Source organism: Crinalium epipsammum PCC 9333 (genome assembly GCF_000317495.1).
Lineage (GTDB): Bacteria > Cyanobacteriota > Cyanobacteriia > Cyanobacteriales > PCC-9333 > Crinalium > Crinalium epipsammum.
In genome coordinates, this window is record NC_019753.1 from 2,239,475 (window position 1) to 2,257,276 (window position 17,802).

Annotated in this window: 16 protein-coding genes and 1 pseudogene; 11 read left to right on the plus strand and 6 right to left on the minus strand. The window is 41.9% G+C overall.

From position 1 onward, the window contains the following. The first annotated feature begins 27 nt into the window (after nucleotides 1-27). Nucleotides 28-417: a 6-pyruvoyl trahydropterin synthase family protein gene (locus tag CRI9333_RS09615; RefSeq protein ID WP_015202970.1), complete on the plus strand. Its 390-nt coding sequence runs from the start codon at nucleotides 28-30 to the stop codon at nucleotides 415-417. Between the two features lie 47 nt (nucleotides 418-464). Here the strand turns inward: CRI9333_RS09615 and CRI9333_RS09620 are convergent, their stop codons facing one another. From CRI9333_RS09620 to pgl, 3 genes are all read right to left on the minus strand, one after another. Beyond that, nucleotides 465-938, minus strand: coding sequence for an FHA domain-containing protein (locus CRI9333_RS09620; RefSeq protein WP_015202971.1), 474 nt, complete (start codon nucleotides 936-938; stop codon nucleotides 465-467). A 449-nt stretch (nucleotides 939-1,387) separates the two neighbouring features. Beyond that, the gene (locus CRI9333_RS09625) at nucleotides 1,388-2,134 is read right to left on the minus strand and encodes an FHA domain-containing protein (protein WP_015202972.1); all 747 of its coding nucleotides are present in this window, start codon (nucleotides 2,132-2,134) and stop codon (nucleotides 1,388-1,390) included. 76 nt (nucleotides 2,135-2,210) lie between these two features. Beyond that, nucleotides 2,211-2,942 (minus strand): 6-phosphogluconolactonase, encoded by a 732-nt coding sequence (gene pgl / locus CRI9333_RS09630; protein ID WP_015202973.1) that lies wholly within the window; start codon nucleotides 2,940-2,942, stop codon nucleotides 2,211-2,213. Between the two features lie 167 nt (nucleotides 2,943-3,109). On the opposite strand from pgl, the gene hpsJ-B reads away from it, so the two are divergent. Then, a complete protein-coding gene (gene hpsJ-B / locus CRI9333_RS09635; protein WP_015202974.1) occupies nucleotides 3,110-3,883 on the plus strand; it encodes a hormogonium polysaccharide biosynthesis protein HpsJ in 774 nt (257 codons plus the stop codon). A 328-nt stretch (nucleotides 3,884-4,211) separates the two neighbouring features. Beyond that, nucleotides 4,212-4,943, plus strand: a complete 732-nt coding sequence (locus CRI9333_RS09640) for a DUF502 domain-containing protein (RefSeq protein ID WP_015202975.1) — start codon at nucleotides 4,212-4,214, stop codon at nucleotides 4,941-4,943. A 212-nt stretch (nucleotides 4,944-5,155) separates the two neighbouring features. Here the strand turns inward: CRI9333_RS09640 and CRI9333_RS09645 are convergent. Continuing rightward, nucleotides 5,156-6,453: pseudogene (locus tag CRI9333_RS09645) on the minus strand (IS4 family transposase). A gap of 164 nt (nucleotides 6,454-6,617) precedes the next feature. Between CRI9333_RS09645 and nusB the strand changes: the two are divergent. The 5 genes from nusB to argH all read left to right on the plus strand — a co-directional run bounded on the left by nusB (nucleotide 6,618) and on the right by argH (nucleotide 13,013). Next, a complete protein-coding gene (gene nusB, locus CRI9333_RS09650; RefSeq protein ID WP_041226005.1) occupies nucleotides 6,618-7,244 on the plus strand; it encodes a transcription antitermination factor NusB in 627 nt (208 codons plus the stop codon). 75 nt (nucleotides 7,245-7,319) lie between these two features. Further along, complete coding sequence (gene ftsY / locus CRI9333_RS09655; protein WP_015202977.1) at nucleotides 7,320-9,095, plus strand: signal recognition particle-docking protein FtsY; 1,776 nt, start codon at nucleotides 7,320-7,322, stop codon at nucleotides 9,093-9,095. A gap of 611 nt (nucleotides 9,096-9,706) precedes the next feature. Then, on the plus strand, nucleotides 9,707-11,152 hold the full coding sequence (locus CRI9333_RS09660; protein ID WP_015202978.1) for a PP2C family protein-serine/threonine phosphatase: 1,446 nt from the start codon (nucleotides 9,707-9,709) through the stop codon (nucleotides 11,150-11,152). Between the two features lie 226 nt (nucleotides 11,153-11,378). Continuing rightward, nucleotides 11,379-11,579, plus strand: coding sequence for a hypothetical protein (locus CRI9333_RS09665; protein ID WP_041226534.1), 201 nt, complete (start codon nucleotides 11,379-11,381; stop codon nucleotides 11,577-11,579). Nucleotides 11,580-11,627: 48 nt separating this feature from the next. After that, nucleotides 11,628-13,013, plus strand: coding sequence for an argininosuccinate lyase (gene argH / locus CRI9333_RS09670; RefSeq protein WP_015202980.1), 1,386 nt, complete (start codon nucleotides 11,628-11,630; stop codon nucleotides 13,011-13,013). A gap of 119 nt (nucleotides 13,014-13,132) precedes the next feature. Here argH and CRI9333_RS27340 read toward each other — a convergent pair whose 3' ends face one another. After that, nucleotides 13,133-13,297, minus strand: coding sequence for a hypothetical protein (locus CRI9333_RS27340; RefSeq protein ID WP_015202981.1), 165 nt, complete (start codon nucleotides 13,295-13,297; stop codon nucleotides 13,133-13,135). A 283-nt stretch (nucleotides 13,298-13,580) separates the two neighbouring features. Here CRI9333_RS27340 and CRI9333_RS09675 point away from each other — a divergent pair, with 283 nt between their 5' ends. Together CRI9333_RS09675 and CRI9333_RS09680 are read left to right on the plus strand one after the other, a co-directional pair. Further along, on the plus strand, nucleotides 13,581-14,036 hold the full coding sequence (locus tag CRI9333_RS09675; RefSeq protein ID WP_015202982.1) for an NUDIX hydrolase: 456 nt from the start codon (nucleotides 13,581-13,583) through the stop codon (nucleotides 14,034-14,036). 78 nt (nucleotides 14,037-14,114) lie between these two features. Further along, entirely contained in the window at nucleotides 14,115-14,987 is an 873-nt protein-coding gene (locus tag CRI9333_RS09680) for an alpha/beta fold hydrolase (protein ID WP_015202983.1), read from the plus strand. A gap of 66 nt (nucleotides 14,988-15,053) precedes the next feature. On the opposite strand, the gene CRI9333_RS09685 is transcribed toward CRI9333_RS09680, so the two are convergent. Continuing rightward, nucleotides 15,054-15,824, minus strand: coding sequence for a pantothenate kinase (locus CRI9333_RS09685; RefSeq protein ID WP_051035366.1), 771 nt, complete (start codon nucleotides 15,822-15,824; stop codon nucleotides 15,054-15,056). 212 nt (nucleotides 15,825-16,036) lie between these two features. On the opposite strand from CRI9333_RS09685, the gene CRI9333_RS09690 reads away from it, so the two are divergent. Next, the gene (locus tag CRI9333_RS09690; protein WP_015202985.1) at nucleotides 16,037-17,764 is read left to right on the plus strand and encodes a diflavin flavoprotein; all 1,728 of its coding nucleotides are present in this window, start codon (nucleotides 16,037-16,039) and stop codon (nucleotides 17,762-17,764) included. Nucleotides 17,765-17,802: the final 38 nt, after the last annotated feature.

Consider the following 17,802-nt stretch of genomic DNA (forward strand, 5'->3'; position numbering starts at 1 on the left):
TACAACCAAGAAGATTAATTTAGATCAATGCCTCGTTGGAAATTGGTTACGGAATTTAGTTTTGATAGCGCCCACTATATTAAAGACTATGACGGTCCTTGTGGTCGAATGCACGGACACACCTATAAAGTCAAGGTAGAGGCGACTTCTGGGCAGTTACACTCATCACAATATGTTCCTCACAAAGTGATGGTAGCCGACTTTAGGACTTTGCGCTGGGCAAAGCAAGATGGCACTAAGGGAGGGTTGGATCACTGCGTTTTAAACGAGGTGCTACCAGAGGGTTACGAGACAACCGCAGAGATGATTGCTAAGTATATTTACGATGAGACGAAGAAGCGAGTGCCAGAAGGGGTGCAGTTGAAAGTGGCGGTATCTGAAACACCTAATAGTTGGGTAGAGTATGAGGATGATTAATGGGAGGTTAAAAGTTTTGAACCTCTCAATTGTGAGTAGGTATATTGCTAAACTTGCTCACAATAATTTTTAGAAAAAGAAGAAAGACGGAGATCAATTTGCGTCTGCTCCTCTAAATCAATTGAACGGTTATTTACAAATGTTTCTTTTGAAGCTTGAGTGGTAGCTGTACCTGCTGAAGTTGTAGCTGCCACAGTTTTTTGCTTGCCCTCTGCTTGTATTGCTCCAATTCTGATTTGAATTTTAGGACCAGAACTAGCAAGGCGAATTACCATTCCGTCTACCACAGGTACTTGAGTAATGCGTTTCCCATCTAAATAAGTACCATTAGCGCCTAAACTAACAACTTCCCAGCCAGAAGCACTTAGCCGTAGTTCTACATGATGACGGGAAACTACGGCGCTGTAAAGAATTACATGATTATCAGTTGACCGCCCAATCTGAACAACTGATTCAGACTCAAAAGTCCAGCTTTGGACTGGGACAGATTGTAGAGGATGCAGCAGAGTCAGTGTAATCACGGGTGTTACATCTTTACAAATAGTGTTGTTTAAGCAGTTTCAGATCATCATAGAAACAACAAATCAAATTTGAATTTGCTGAAATTTCAGAGTTGTAATTACTGAAATTGCTCTAAGATTTACTGTTGAATTTTTTACTAAGTATCAATAGTAATGGTTTATTTCTAATTACTAGAATTGCAAGCGCCAGTTTATTAACTGTCTAACTACTAATAACTGCGTCATAAAAGTATTTATCTTGGCATTACAAATTGGTAACATTTTGGAGGCAAAACCAACTAATGATTGTTTCATAAATAATGGTGTTTTGAGGTTGCTGACATTTTTCTACAGCTTGATAGAGCTTTGAAACTTTAGCCAGCTAACCACTAACATCTTTAATTGCCAAAACCAGGGTATCACTTAAACAACCGCCTCTGCAATCACCATAATGATTGTTTCTAGTGGCATTAAGCAGTCTGGAATAAAAATGTCATCATGTCACCTTTACCTAGACTAATGCGATCGCCTGGGCGCAGACGGTGACGATTTCCTCTAGGTAGGGGGGTGTGGTTAATGTAAGTACCGTTGGCACTACCCACATCTTCAAGATAGTAGGTGTCTCCTTCTAATCTAATATCAGCATGAATCCGAGAAACTATTTCAGAATTCGGAAAACCTGAAACATCAATGTCAGGTGGAATCTGATCATTCGGCTTACCTATATGAAGGACTGAGAGATTTTGTGGCAATTCAATCAGCGTATCGGTTTGAACGTGCAGTAAGCGGGATGTTTGTAGCTGGAGTTGAGTTTTAGCACTACCAGATGAGGCAGTTGATGGTGGGGTGGAAGGATTAACACTAACTTGAGCCGTCGCCTCCGGTGGTTGGCTCATAGCGGTGGCAGGAACCTCTACATCGGGAGCAATTTGTGGAGTGGGGATCGAAGGCATCTGAGGGGACGCTTGAGGGGTAACCACCAATGTTTCCGCCGCGACTAAAGGATCGGGGGTGACTAAATCTGGCACATTTCCCACCTCTGGGGCGGATGTACTAGGTTTCAGACCAGAGCCACACTGACCACAAAAAGTAGCATCAGTTTGAACTGATGCACCGCAACTAGGGCAATTGGTAGTTGTGGGTAAAGGTGTATAGCAAGCCTCACATTGAGTTGCTCCCTCTGGATTTTGGTGAGTGCAATTTGGGCAAACAATCATAAAAAGAACTCCTTAAAATGTTGTTTTGATGATTTCTTTCTCTCTTCTGGCTGGCAGATTTATATATTCTGACTTGTTAGTTTGTTAACGAGTGCAGATCTTGACCAGCAGGTTGATCTAGAAGCCACCAAAGTTCTGCTTGGGGTTGTATTAGCCGAGATGGGTAGGCGAGGTCATCGCCTGTAGGTGCAAATATTTGGGCTAAAGCTGGTCGTTTATTAGCACCAGCCACAACGAACAACACGCAGCGTGCCTGATTAATTAGTGGCACTGTAAATGTTATACGAGGTTGACCATCTTTATTACCAACAGTAATTAAGCGATCGCACACCTGTAAAGCATCTGTATGGGGAAATAGCGATGCTGTATGCCCATCATCTCCCATACCTAGCAAAATTAGATCAAAAGCCGGAAACTCTCCAGGGGCAGTTTTAAAGAAGTCTTGCAATTCTTGTTCGTACAGATGAGCAGAAGTTGCGGGATCTGCCTGCTCTGTAGGCATAGGATGAATGTTACTTGCTGGCAGATTAACTTGATTTAACCAAGCCTCACCCGCCATCCTAAAGTTACTATCAGGGTGGTCAGAGGGAACGTAACGCTCGTCACCCCAAAACACATGAATTTTATCCCAAGGTAGGTTTTGGCGGGCGATCGCTTCATACAAAGGTTTGGGGGTACTGCCACCAGATAAAGCGATTGTAAACGCCCCACGCTCTTGAATGGCTGAGTGTAGTTTATCTAAAATCAAATCGAGCGATCGCACGGTTAATGCCGCACCGTCCGGTAAAACTTCAATTATTTTTTTCATACCTTAAGAGCAATTTTTCATATCAACCAAATACTAGCAGCAAAAAATCCAAACTTGGCAGCTTAATTACCTGCTGAGAGCCTTTTCTGAACAATTATCAATGACCCATGACCTATGACCAATAGTTAAGTTTAAACTGGAAGATTACTAACGAAAAGGCATTACCTATGCAAACAGCTAATAGCAATCAATTTGCTCCCCTAGCCTTAAAGCTAGTTGGAGCGATCCTGATTCTGTCTTCTCTCCTTGACTATATCGTTCTATTGTTTCCGTTTAATCCCACCGATAAAGCATGGCAACTCAACACAACATCGCAGTTAGTTGATCGCGGAATTATTCCCCTATTAGGTATAGCCTTATTAATAGCTGGATATTGGATGAGTAGCCGTGACAACGATCGTGTAGCTGGAAAACCCTGGCAAGATTTAAGATTTTGGGCATTGTTGCTCTCTAGCTTCCTGGGGTTAATCTTTTTACTGCTAGTGCCATTACATTTGAGTAATAGTAATGCTCAAAAAGATTTAGCTATCCAACAGATTAACCAAGAAGCCTCTCAAGCTGAAACTCAACTGCAAGGTCAATTACAGCAGGTGGAGGTTTTAGCGAAAGATGAACGGCGACTAAAAGAACTTGATCAAGCGATCAACAGCGGTCAAGTCCAAGGGGAACAACTAGCTAGATTAACAGCACTCCGAGAACAGTTACAGAAATTTAAGCAAGACCCCAAAGCTCTAAATCAACAATTGGAGACACTACGAACGCAAATTCGTAGCCGTAAGTTAGATGCAGAAACAAAGGCTAACCAACAGGCTTTCAAGCTTGGTATACGAACTGCTCTGAGTAGTTTACTTCTGGCTGTTGGTTATATTGCCCTTGGCTGGACAGGATTGAGGAGTATCGGATTTTCTCAAAGTGGTCGTCGTAAAGTTAAATCAAGGTAGATAGGGCTTAACGATTAGGAATAGTTGACTGAAGTCAGCTAGTCCTTAATTTAAAGGCAGGAACAACTATCAAAATTTGAGCGATTACACTTGAGAAATTGCCAGTCGCTACCTTAATCTGATCTTTTTGCCATCTGCCCATAAAATTGTTACTAGAGCAACCAAAATTAAGGTTAGCTTCCTTAAGACTTGCAATAATTCTTTACAAGTCTTAAAAAGAGTAACTATGGAACGATGTTTCCAGCCTGAAGAGATGCCAAATAATCCTTATGGTTGAAGTGGCATCAACAGCTTTTTCACAGCCAGTTTTAAGGAGAGTCGGCGATCTGTGTTCCAACGCTTGAAGCAGGACTTAAAAAATGATTTGATTGCAGGTCTATTGGTAGTAATTCCCCTAGCTACCACCATTTGGCTGACAATTACTATTGCCAACTGGGTGATTAACTTTTTAACCAGGATTCCCAAGCAAATCAATCCTTTTGATGGGCTGAATCCGATCTTGGTCAATCTGTTGAATTTGTTCGTCGGGCTAACTGTCCCCCTACTGTGCATTACCCTGATTGGCTTAATGGCACGTAATATTGTAGGACGGTGGCTACTAGACATTGGGGAGCGACTTCTGCAAGCAATTCCCTTAGCAGGGTCGGTTTATAAAACACTTAAACAGCTTTTAGAAACTCTACTCAAAGATTCTAATGATAAATTTCGGCGCGTAATTATGGTGGAGTATCCTCGGCGTGGGATGTGGGTGCTGGCTTTTGTTACAGGTACAATGAATAGTGAAATCCAGTCTCATATGTCTGAGCGAATGTTGAGTGTTTTTATACCCACAACACCTAACCCGACGACAGGCTGGTATGCGATTGTGCCGGACAGTGATGTGATAGATTTGTCAATGTCTATTGAAGATGCTTTTAAGGTGGTTGTTTCTGGTGGAATTGTCAACCCTGGATCATCAATACCTATACTACCCCCCTCGTATAACCAGAAACCGCAAGAACAACCCATCTCAGATCTTCCAGATATCTCACGGCAAGTTTTCCCCGCAGAGGAAGGTTAATAGCAGCAGTAGAAAAGCGCGGTTCCCGATGAAGCTAGAAGCCTAAGCTGTGTGCGACAGCACCAGTGTTAGGTTGTTCACTAGAAAGCTCAATCCTCAAAAATTCTCTAATCCCCCAAACACTCGATTTTTTAGTTATTATTTTAAGCCTATAAACTAAAAAATTTCCTATGCAACCCCATTGGTGACAAGTTAAGCCTGTAACTGTTTTGTCAAGAGGCTTTCAGAGAATTGTTGAAAAAAAACTGGTCAGACCCTCGTTGAAGATTGGGAAAAGGAGCGACAATCAACTTAACATTGGGGTTTCGTTGCTGTTTGATAATACCTAAATCTCGATTTTCGGGATCAGCAAAATACTTAACGGGGTCTGTTGCCTTACCTTTCTGATGAGCCATAGTAAAATGATAAAGACCGCGATAAATCATTTCTAATGAAATCTCGTCGAAGGGGAGAGCAAGTTCATCTGCTACGGCATCACCTAAATCTACTAAAACCGCATAAAATAACCAGGTCGCCCAAATTTGTAACTTAATTCCATTGATTGAACCCGTCCATAAATAACTTAAACCTAAAAGCCTCTTGACTGTGTTAAAAGCATCTTCAATCCGCCACCGCCGCCGATATAAATCTGCTACCACATAAGGGGGTAAAATATTAGGGTCTAGGACGCTGGTTAAATAAGAATGCCAGGTTTTTCCTGACCTGACTTCAATCAAACGCAAGGTAATAAATGGAGTCTTCTTTGTGCCAGAACCAAAGCGTATCTTCCGATCTCTCAGTTCATAACTATCGGTAAATATTTGTTCTACTTTGATTGCTGCTCCTTTTTTATTCTCGTTATAAAATCTACTTTTTTCTCAATTAATTGAAACCAAAAATTAAAGTGATAAAACCCTCTATCCAATAACAGCAAGGTGTTTTTTGTTACTAAATTTAGAATGTTTTCTTCAAGTTTAATATCAGAAGCTTTAGAATTTTCTTCAAACCAAATTTCTACAGGTAATCTAGTCATTAAATCAATTACTGTACTCATTTTTCCGGCTAATTGCCCTCTTTGAGTCTCTTCTAAGCTTTTTAACTTCCTAAACAATGCCTCCAATGTTGACCCATCTACTATCCAAATCTTCTCAAATTTTGACAAGGTAAATTGAATACTTTCTGGCAATGGACGTTGATTTCTACTATGCCAAGTTGCTCTTAAACTCGGCAATAAATCTTTAAATACTTTTTCAAATAATTCAGATGGAAATGTTAAAAATCTTTGTGATACCGCTTGTTGACTAACTTTTGTGGGACTACACCACAGAAAACCATCTCTGGCTAACATTCTTGTTAGTTCTCTGACTCCTGCCACATCTCGCCACAGCAAGGTCAACACCGCCGCCATCATCAACGGTAAATTCAGTATCCGTTCTCTGAGTCCTAATTTTCGGTAGTAATTTTCTTGATTTGTAATGGCTGGTGTCAGTAATTTTTCCAATTGCTTGGCTATTACTTCGTCTTCCACCAGTGGTCGTTGTTTCTTTTTCGCATGGTCTCGATTGGTTTTTCGGCTTTGTGTCATGGCTGGTCTAAATCGCTCAACTACTTGTCTAGACTGAGTTTCTCACGATTTTTGACCTAGCCAAATACCACCCTTGACAATTTTCTCTTTTCCTTAACTTGTCACCAATGATGCAACCCCGTAGAATTGCTCGTGATTTGGCTGTTTTGAGCTTGTCTCAACTGCCTAATTCACCCGAAAAACTATCAACACAACAGCTTTCTAATGTAATGCTGTCAGCTATTCGCACACTTACAAGTGAAGCCCAAGAAGCGTTAGAAGCGGCATCCGCAGAACTACAACGCAGTAGCGATCGCCTCCTTAGTAGCCAAACCCGCGCGGCTGATATCCAAAGTGCTAGAACAATGGTCAATGATGCCGTTGAACTTACACAAGCAGCAATTAACCGCTTGGGGAATGCTTTAGAACTACCAGAATTTATTCAGTTAGCTAATCAGCATGATGTTCGCGCTTACTCCCTAGAACTTCTTACTACTGTTAGCCGCCGACGTACTGAAATTGATGAACTGTTGAGTTCGACTCTCAAAGAGTGGCAATTAAGCCGTGTGCCTCGTATTGATCGCGATATCCTGAGAATTGCCGTAGCAGAAATTTGGTTTTTAGGCGTTCCAGATAAAGTAGCGATTAATGAAGCTGTTGATTTGGCTAAACGCTACAGCGATGAAGATGGACGGCGGTTTATCAACGGTGTGCTACGCCGCGCAAGTGAGGAAATTAAGCAGCAATCTATCACTTAAATCCCCAATTGTGGGAATGTAATATAGCTAAATTAATTACGCTTGTTAATAGTTGCCGATAGTTAGGTAGGTGCAATGGTTTTTAATTGGTTTCGCCGCCAGTTTGGGGATAGTCAAAATACCGAGGTTGAACAGGTAGAAACTGTTGCTGAGTCGCCAGCAGAACAAGAAGCCTCGGTCACGAGTGAAGAAGAATCTCAGGAAGTAGCGGCAGACTACCTGAACTGGGCTAAGGCTGCTTATAAGAATATTCAACAACAACAGCGATCGCCAGATGAAGAAATTAGCACTCCTGAAGTAGAAGCATCTACCCCAAATCAGGCAGAAATAACAATTGATGAAAGTGCGAAAGCGTTGCTTACCGAAGGTATCGCCACTACAACAACTGAAACAAATGCCAATGCTACGGTAGCTGCGATCGCCACAAGCGAAGTTGAAACAAATGCCGCTAATCTGCTAGAAGAATCTTTGCCTGAACCAACAGAAACCAGCGTAATTGAAGAAACAGCAGATACAGAAGCCGAGTTAACATCACAATCATTAGAACTTGAATCAACTGAACTAACCGAAACTTCCCCTGAATTAGAACCCATCGCATCAACAATTGTTGAACCCACAACCAACGCGATAGTAGAAGCAGCAACAGAGGCTATTACACCAGAGGTGATTACGCCCGCTAAAAAGGAAGATTCACCTGAATTACCTATTTGGGCAAGAGAGTCAAGTGCAGAGCGTCAAGCGCGTTTAGAGCGGCTTAAGGCAACTGCTATTGAGGAACCAGAACCTGTAATAGCAACTAAAACACAGACCAGCCTAGAAACTGCTACAGCAGAAGCAGAGATAGATTTTGATGAAGGTTTCTTGTGGTCAGCAGAAGTATTAGCTTCCCAAGGTCGTCGTCCTGAAGACGTTTCCCTAGAGGAAATTAGCTGGCTCAAGCGCCTACGCCAAGGACTCGATAAAACCCGTCGCGGATTGATCAACCAGCTTAAAGCCATTGTTGGGCAAGGGCCGTTGAATCAAGATGCGGTGATGGAGATTGAGGCGCTGCTGTTGCAAGCAGATGTAGGGGTAGAGGCGACCGACTATATTATCAATACACTGCAACAGAAATTGCGCGAAGAAGTTTTACCTCCTGAACAGGCGATCGCATACCTTAAACAAATATTACGAGAACTACTTGAGCAACCATATCAAAACTCCTATAACCCTATTTTTGTCCCTGAAAAAGACACTTTAAATATTTGGTTAATTACCGGAGTCAATGGCGCTGGTAAAACCACCACCATCGGCAAAATAGCTCATTTAGCTCAAAAATCTGGTTACAAATGTTTAATTGCAGCAGCCGACACATTCCGCGCAGCAGCAGTAGAACAAGTCAAAGTTTGGGGTGAGCGTAGTGGCATAGATGTGATTGCAAACCCTGGCAAAAATGCCGATCCAGCAGCAGTAGTATTTGATGGCATTTCTGCTGCTCAAGCAAGAGGTACAGAATTACTGTTAATTGATACTGCCGGACGACTCCAGAATAAGAAAAATTTGATGGATGAACTCAGCAAAATTCGTCGAATTGTTGACAAAAAATCTCCTAATGCGAAAGTAGAATCACTGCTAGTTTTAGATGCCACATTAGGGCAAAACGGTCTACGTCAAGCCGAAGTATTTTCACAGGCAGCAAAACTGAGTGGTGTTGTTTTAACAAAGCTAGATGGTACTGCTAAAGGTGGGGTAGCCTTAGCTGTTGTGAAGGAACTCGGTTTACCAATTCGTTTTATTGGTGCTGGTGAAGGAATTGAAGATTTACGCCCGTTTTCAAGTTATGAGTTTATCGAAGCTTTGCTGAGTGGCTAAATTAATTAGTCGCCTAACTTTGATTTAATCCCACATTCCGCACGTCTGATTGTATTCTCAACCAATTTTTTTGTTTAAAAACGCTATAATCCTGAGCAAATCAGGATTACAGCGTTGATATTTATTTAATTTTTTGACATAATTCTCAACAAGTTTAAAGATTGTCCTCTGAAATCAAGAAAATTCGTCGCAGTGATCGCGGTTCTGTTGCTACTACTAAACTAATAAATTCTTCCCAAAACCAGCCTCTACAACATTTGTAGCTTACCATTGGTGAAAACTGGTGTATGCAACATGGTTGTTGGCATCCTCATTAATTAACGCTATCATTAGACGCTTATATATAGCCTGTGTTGCCGTTAACTAATGTAGGAATTTACTAAGCCTTAAACAACGACAGCATTGAGCCATATAAAATACATAAGTTTACATTTGACTCCTTCGGGTTTTTGTTGTTTTTAAAACTAGAATGAGCAAGTTAGTAGACTAGGGTAAATTCTATTCCTTATTAAGAATAAATCGGCTGTCTGTGGAATGGACAAGCCTTAAAAATTCTAAATCGCCCCTTATCTAAAAATTATCGCTAATTAATACCTTTTAAACTTAATCAAATGACTGCTTTACCTCTTCCTCGCCAACCCTATCAATCAAATGAAATTCCTGGTGCAGCCGAAGTTACGGATATGACACCAGTATTTGCGCTCAAAGCTTTGGTAGCGCGTCTTTATAGAGAACAAAATAAAATTCAAGACTTATTGAGTTCGTTAGGATTTGCCCTACGCAGTTTCAATAACTTAAATCAGTTCTTGGAACTCATTCCGTTGATGGCAACTAGAGTCACCGATACTGATGCTAGCGCGTTAATATTATTCAAACCTAACGGTCAGGTGCAACTAGAGCGACTGCACTGCCCAGATGGTCATGTGTGCCACGATATTCGGAAAGCGATCGAAATGACAATCCGTCAAATGGTTGTTTATTCAGGAGCGCAGCAAGTAGGAAATTCTAATAGCTCAATCACACCAATTTCTTTCCATGAGCAAGTAAGCACATATTTAGAACCTAATATTAAGCTGTTTGCTACTCCAATTTTGGTTCAAAATATTGAGCGGGGGCGGCTTTATGTTTTCAGTCAAGATAGGGAATATGCCTGGACAGAAAACCGACAGAAGTTAGTTCGTTTAGTAGCAGATCAAACTGCTGTGGCTATAGCTAATGATGAACTAACTGTTGAACTACGCAAAAAAGAACGTCTAGACCGAGAATTAGAAATTGGTGCTGATATCCAGCTACGCCTGCTACCGCGCCAATGTCCTCAGATTCCAGGTATAGAATTGGCGGCTCGCTGTCAAACGGCTAACCGTGTTGGGGGAGACTATTATGATTTTATCCCAGCCAATTATGACGAATTGCGGCATAAAAATCAAGGCGATCGCGAATCTCGCTCCTGGAGTGTGGTAATTGGGGATGTCATGGGTAAAGGCGTTCCCGCAGGCTTAATTATGACTATGACTAGGGGAATGCTGCGTGCGGAAGTGCTAAATGCTCACTCACCCGCAAGAATTTTGCAACATTTAAACCGAGTAATGTACGCCGATTTAGAAAATTCCCATCGGTTCGTGACATTATTTTATTCTGAGTATGACCCCCAAACTCGGATCTTGTCTTATAGTAATGCTGCTCATAATCCTCCCTTACTATGGCAAGCAGCAACCCGTAGTGTAAAACGGCTAGATACATTTGGGATGTTAATCGGCTTAGATGCTGATTCCCAGTATGAAGATGCTCAGGTAGAACTAGCTCCTGGAGACACAATTATTTACTACACTGACGGTTTTACTGATGCTGCTAATAAAAATGGGGAGCGTTTTGAAGAAGAAAACCTGATTGCAGCCATCCATTGGGCTTGCCAACATTGTCTCAGTCCACAAGCAATTTTAGATTACCTGTTTGATCAAGTGCAGCAGTTTATTGGTGTTAATAACCGCAACGGCGATGATATGACATTAGTGGTGATGAAGGTAAAAGTTATGGAACAATTAACAATTGCCTGTTGACTGTTGACTGTTGAGCGATGAGCCAAAAATAGTATTTTTCTGCAAAACCACAGTAAAAGCCCAATTAGTGGTATTTATTTTAATAAATCCTCAACAAGTCTGATCAAGCATCACAAAAATACATTTTTATTAGGAGCTAATTGTGATAGAAGCTAACATTATTGAGTTAGTAACAAATTATTTGCCAAACTTGCATGATTGGAACGATGCTTTGCAACAACTGCAAATGCACTCGCAAACAAGTTTGCAACAACTACATTTGCACACCCAAGCAAGTTGGAATGTGCTGGCACAAACCGTACAAGATCCCGATGTTTTGGGGCAAATGCAAAAATCTTTTAACAATTTTATTAAGTCTGGACAAGTCTGGGCATTGGGAATTGGTGTTGTTATTGGTTATATGATTAAGAATTTAACTTCTTTTTAAGAAGTTACCAGTGCTGTTATTTCGCAGTTTTCATTCTTGTGAGGCGTAGTGACTGAACAAAAAACATGGAGCCAGCGATTTGAATCTGCTTTGCATCCAGCGATCGCACTTTTTAATGCTAGTATCACTTTTGATATTGAACTGATCGAGTATGACATCACGGGTTCGATCGCTCATGCCAAAATGCTTGCTCACACTGGTATCATTTCAACTCAAGAAGGTGAGCAACTGGTAGCGGGGTTAGAACAAATTCGCTCAGAATATCATCAAGGGCAGTTTAACCCAGGTATTGAAGCCGAAGATGTCCATTTTGCTGTGGAACGACGGCTAACTGAGATTCTTGGTGATGTGGGCAAAAAGTTACATACAGCGCGATCGCGTAACGATCAAGTAGGCACTGATACTAGGCTGTATCTGCGATCGCAAATTTCTCTAATTCAAACTCAAATCAGGGAATTTCAGCGCGTTCTCCTTGAACTTGCCGAGGTGAATGTTGAAACGCTAATACCTGGCTATACCCACCTGCAACGCGCCCAACCAGTCAGCTTGGCTCATCACCTGTTGGCTTACTTTCAAATGCTCCAACGAGACTGGGAACGGCTAGGGGATGTGTATCGCAGAACTAATATCTCACCTTTGGGTTGCGGGGCATTAGCCGGAACCACTTTTCCAATTGATCGGCACTATACAGCTGAATTGCTAGATTTTGCTGGTGTCTATGAAAATAGTTTAGATGGAGTGAGCGATCGCGATTTTGCGATTGAATTCCTCTGCGCCTCTAGCTTAATTATGGTTCACCTCAGCCGTTTTTCTGAGGAAATCATCCTTTGGGCATCGGAAGAGTTTGGCTTTGTCAAGCTCAAAGATAGCTGTGCTACTGGTTCCAGTATTATGCCCCAAAAGAAAAACCCCGATGTTCCAGAACTGGTGCGCGGTAAAACTGGGCGTGTTTTTGGTCATTTGCAAGCCTTACTGGTATTAATGAAGGGGCTACCGTTGGCTTATAACAAAGACTTACAAGAAGACAAAGAAGCATTATTTGACAGTGTTAAGACAATTAAATCTTGTCTTGAAGCTATGAAAATATTGCTTGCTGAGGGACTGGAGTTTCGCCCAGAACGTTTGTCAACGGCAGTAAATTCAGACTTTTCCAATGCTACAGACGTAGCCGACTATTTGGCGGCGCGGGGCGTACCGTTTCGGGAAGCTTATAACTTAGTTGGGAAAGTAGTTAGGATCTGTCTGGAAAAAGGCAAACTTCTTAAAGATCTCACCTTGGTGGAATGGCAAGAACTTCATCCAGCATTTGAGGAAGATATTTATAGTGCGATCGCACCATCGCAAGTAGTTGCAGCGCGGAATAGTTACGGTGGTACTGGCTTTGAGCAGGTACGACTTGCCCTGAAAAATGCCCGAACTCAAATTCAGGCTTGATTTAACTTTAATACCAAAGACCGCCAACACTAATTTGTGGCGGCTGGTATTTGCTCCATAGATAGCAGGGGCTATACCCACTACACTGCAAAATCGCATGAGGGATAAGCCGACTCCATCTAAGTTGCCGCCGTTGACTCTTCTTCTTCCTCTTGACCTGAAGGTTTCCCTCCCTGCCGAAACTTTTTGAAGAAACGACCATTAGTAGGGCGTTTGCGGAACTGGCGAGCATACGCTTGGTTACGCTGCGCCTTTTCTTTTTTTAGGTTACGGCGCTTGGCCATGTATTACCTCATTTTATAAACAACAAAAATGCAGCCTATCACTGAAGGCTATCTATAGGCAAGTCGAAATATTTTTGCCTAAACAAGCGAATCTCGACCTAAAATTTCACCATCTACCTAGCCCGTGCGTTGACAGCTTTGACCTTAATGGTTATGCAACATACGCAGACAATGGTGAGCTAAAAAGTAGGCGATCGCTCTAGGGACGTTACCGAAATTGCATCCGTACCGTTTATCATAGCATCTAAGAAACAGAGAACTCCTATCAGGTATTCCCTCGAAGATGCGTCGCTCATGGCAATTTTTTCAAACCGTTTTGGGGATTATCTTTCGTCATCCCGTCACAGGTGCTACTATCATCCCAATTCTACCGGATGGTCGAATTGTATTGGTACAGCGTAGTGATACTGGTGAGTGGAGTTTACCAGGCGGACTTGTGGATTGGGGTGAAGATATTTATACAACTGTCAAGCGTGAGTTGGCAGAGGAAACTGGACTAGATTTGATCAAAATTAGGCGGTTAGTGGGGGTTTACTCAGCACCAGACCGCGATCCGAGAATTCATTCTATTGTTGTAGTGGTTGAAGCAGATGTCCAAGGTACTATGCAAGTATGCGATCGCCAAGAAGTGTTAAATGTCCAGGCATTTGTTCCCACCAACTTACCCAAGGGAAAACTTGCTCACGATCATCAACGGCAGTTGCAAGACTACTTTGACGGTCTGACAACCTTAGCTTAAGCTAAACAGCAGTCAACAGTTAACGCATTATGTTGATAACTGGCAACTGATAACTGTTTATAGAACTGTTAAACTATCATGCCTCAACCCCTAAGTAATTCGCGAATCCGACTGTCTCAAGGGCAAATTTTCTGGCGTGAAGTCGGTACAGGTCCAACACTTGTGTTTTTACATGGTTCTTGGAGTGATGGTAGTCAATGGATACCAATTATTGAGCGTTTAAGTAGTAATTACCATTGCTTGGTACCAGATTTATTGGGGTTTGGCGATTCAGAACGTCGGAAAATTCACTACTCGATTGAGTTAGAAGTAGAATGCTTGGCTGAGTTTTTAGCTTCATTAAACCAGCGACATATTTATTTGATTGGTCATTCACTAGGGGGGTGGATTGCTGCTAGTTTTGCACTAAAGCATCCAGAAAAAGTGCGCGGTATGGTACTGTTAGCTCCTGTTGGATTACAAAAAGGAAAAGCTAGAACACTTGGCTGGTTAACTAGATTGTTGCTCTTAAAAATACCAATGGGGTTGTGGTTAGCGCGATCGATCAAACCATTAGCTTCTGTACTAGGTAAGCCACCACTAATTAATCAAACCCTTAAATACCGCCAACTTCTACTTAATTCTCCTACTACCTGTAAGCTGTTTTTTCAAAGAAACTGGTCAGAAATTCAAGCCGAATTATTACACCTCAAGCTAGAGTCGCTGCAAGTCCCTACTTTAATTTTGCAAGGCGGAAGAGACACAATGAGTGCGATCGCTCAAAGTAAAGCTTATGCCGACTTAATTCCCACATCTGAACATCACATTATTAGCATAGGTGAAAATGACTTACCGCAACAGTTTCCAGCAGAAGTAGTTCAGTATATTCGCGACTTTATTAAGTACTCTGTAGTACCTCAAGAACAGATTGAGGATTCCGATCTATTACCACCATTATTTTCAGACAAATGAGTAAGAATAGGTGGAAATAAACCTAACATTCAGTTTGCGAGCTTGATAATTGATAATTGATAATTGTTAATTGTTAATTGTTAAAGACTGCATTCCCCAAAAAATTAAATGCGGGTCAGCAATTACCTTAGCTGCTATATTAGGAAACTTGGCTTGAAGATAGACTAATAGAAGAGTGCGATCGCCTCCTGTAATAGCAATTTTACTTTCTGGAAATTCCTGCCACCACGACTCAATGAAGTCTTTAACTCCAGCTAAGACTGTGTAACTCACCCCACTTTGAATAGCTTCTACTGTATTCAAAGCCCATCTTGGGGGCATCTCGCTATACAATTCAATTTTGGGCAAAGCAGCAGTTCTGTCAGTTAATGACTGTATTTGTAAGCGTAACCCTGGTAATATTGCCCCTCCGACTAAGCGTTTTTGAGCATCTACACCAGTAAACGTTAGTGCGGTTCCTCCATCAATTACTAAAACTGGAAAACCGAGATTTTCACCCGCCCCCAGTACTGCCAAGGCACGGTCTATTCCCAGTGTCGGGTAAAGTCCATGAAGTGGTAATTGGTCTAACGTAATCACATTAATATATGGGTATGTCTGCCAAAGTTGTGTTTGCACAGGAACAACAGAGGCTACATAAAGCGGTATCGGCGTAGAATTGGGAATTTGAATAGCATTTATTTGAGTGTCTGGAAATAATTCTGTTTTCCACTCACCAGCCTGCCAACTTTGAATTAGCTGTTCTACCACTAAGGCAGGCAAATGATCTGTATCCCAAGCAGCCTCTAGTGTTGCACCAGTAAACAAAGCCCAATGTAATCGGGAATTGCCGATCATTAACCCTAAGCAGTTATCACAATTAACAATTATCAATTAACAATTATCAATGACTCACTTGACTTTTCATTATGCCTATCTGGTGAGTCTTTGTTTGGTTTTTTATACGATTTTGGGATTTTTAATAGTTTTTTTAATAAAAATTTACAACTGAGTCATGTCAAAATGAAGTTAGACAAAACACTTATGGGTGTAAGAGAAGGAGACTACAGATGGTAACGCTCACCGACCGAACCCAAAAGCGCCTGACAATAGAGACAACAGAGATTGCGCTAGAGACAACAACGATTCGGTCACTAGATTGGGATCGCGATCGCTTCGATATTGAATTTGGACTGCAAAACGGCACTACATATAATTCTTTTGTAATTCGGGGTGAGCAAACTGCCCTAGTCGATACATCCCATGAGAAATTCCGCCAACTGTATTTAGACACTCTTAAAGGTGTAATCAATCCAGCAGAAATTGATTACCTAATTATTAGCCACACAGAACCAGACCATAGTGGTTTGGTGAAAGACATCTTGCAACTCGCGCCACAGGTGACAGTGGTAGGTTCAAAAGTCGCAATCCAGTTTATCGAGGATTTTGTTCATCAACCTTTTGAGCGGCGGATTGTTAAAAATGGCGATCACCTAGACTTAGGTAACGGACATGAATTGGAATTTGTGATCGCGCCTAATTTACACTGGCCCGACACGATGTTTACTTATGACCATAAAACTCAAATCCTCTTCACCTGCGATGCTTTTGGTCTGCACTACTGCTCAGATAGTACCTTCGACGAAAATTTAGCAGATATAGAAGCAGATTACCGCTTTTATTATGAATGCTTAATGGCTCCTAATGCCCGATCAGTGCTATCTGCCTTGAAGCGGATGGGTGAACTACCAGAAGTTACTACTATCGGTACAGGACATGGGCCACTGCTGCGCCACAACGTTGATGAATTAGTTAATCGTTATCGCCAATGGAGTCAAGCGAAAGCGAAAGCTGAGACAAGTGTAGTAGTATTTTATATTTCCGATTACGGATATAGCGATCGCCTTTCTCAATCCCTCGCCAGAGGTATTAGTAAAACAGGCGTTGGTGTAGAGATGATCGATCTCAAATCCGCAGATCCGCAGGAAGTTCAGGAACTCGTCGGTCGGTCGGCAGGACTTGTAATTGCCATGCCACCCGCATCTGGAACAGTCGCCAGCGCCGCCCAAGCTGCTATTGGTACAGTTTTAGCAGCAGCGAAGGATAAACAAGTTATTGGCTTATTTGAATCTTACGGTGGGGATGATGAGCCTGTAGATCCACTATTAAGTAAATTTAGAGAATTAGGTTTAGCAGTCGGATTTCCAGCAATTCGGATTAAAACAACCCCTAATGAAGCCACTTATCAATTGTGTGAAGAAGCGGGGACAGACTTAGGGCAATTACTCACACGCGATCGCGCGATTAAGCAACTCAAGTCTTTGGATGCTGAATTAGAAAAAGCGCTAGGGCGGATCAGTGGTGGACTGTATATCATTACTGCGAAAAAAGGTGAAATCAAGAGTGCGATGTTAGCATCTTGGGTTTCTCAAGCTAGTTTTGAACCGTTAGGGCTAACAATTGCTGTTGCCAAAGATCGGGCAATTGAATCATTAATGCAAGTAGGCGATCGCTTTGTGCTGAATGTTTTAGAAGAAGGCAATTATCAGCCGTTAATGAAGCATTTCCTCAAACGTTTCCCCCCTGGTGCCGATCGTTTTGCTGGTATCAAAACTCAACCTGCGGAAAACGGTAGTCCTATTCTGGTAGATGCCTTAGCTTATATGGAGTGCCATGTTATGAGTCGCATGGAACTATCGGATCACCACGTTGTTTACGCCACAGTTGATACTGGGCGGGTGAGTAAGCCTGATGCGCTGACGGCTGTGCATCATCGGAAGGTTGGGAATTATTATTAGATTTTTTTAACGCAAAGGGCGCAAAGGTAAGCGCAAAG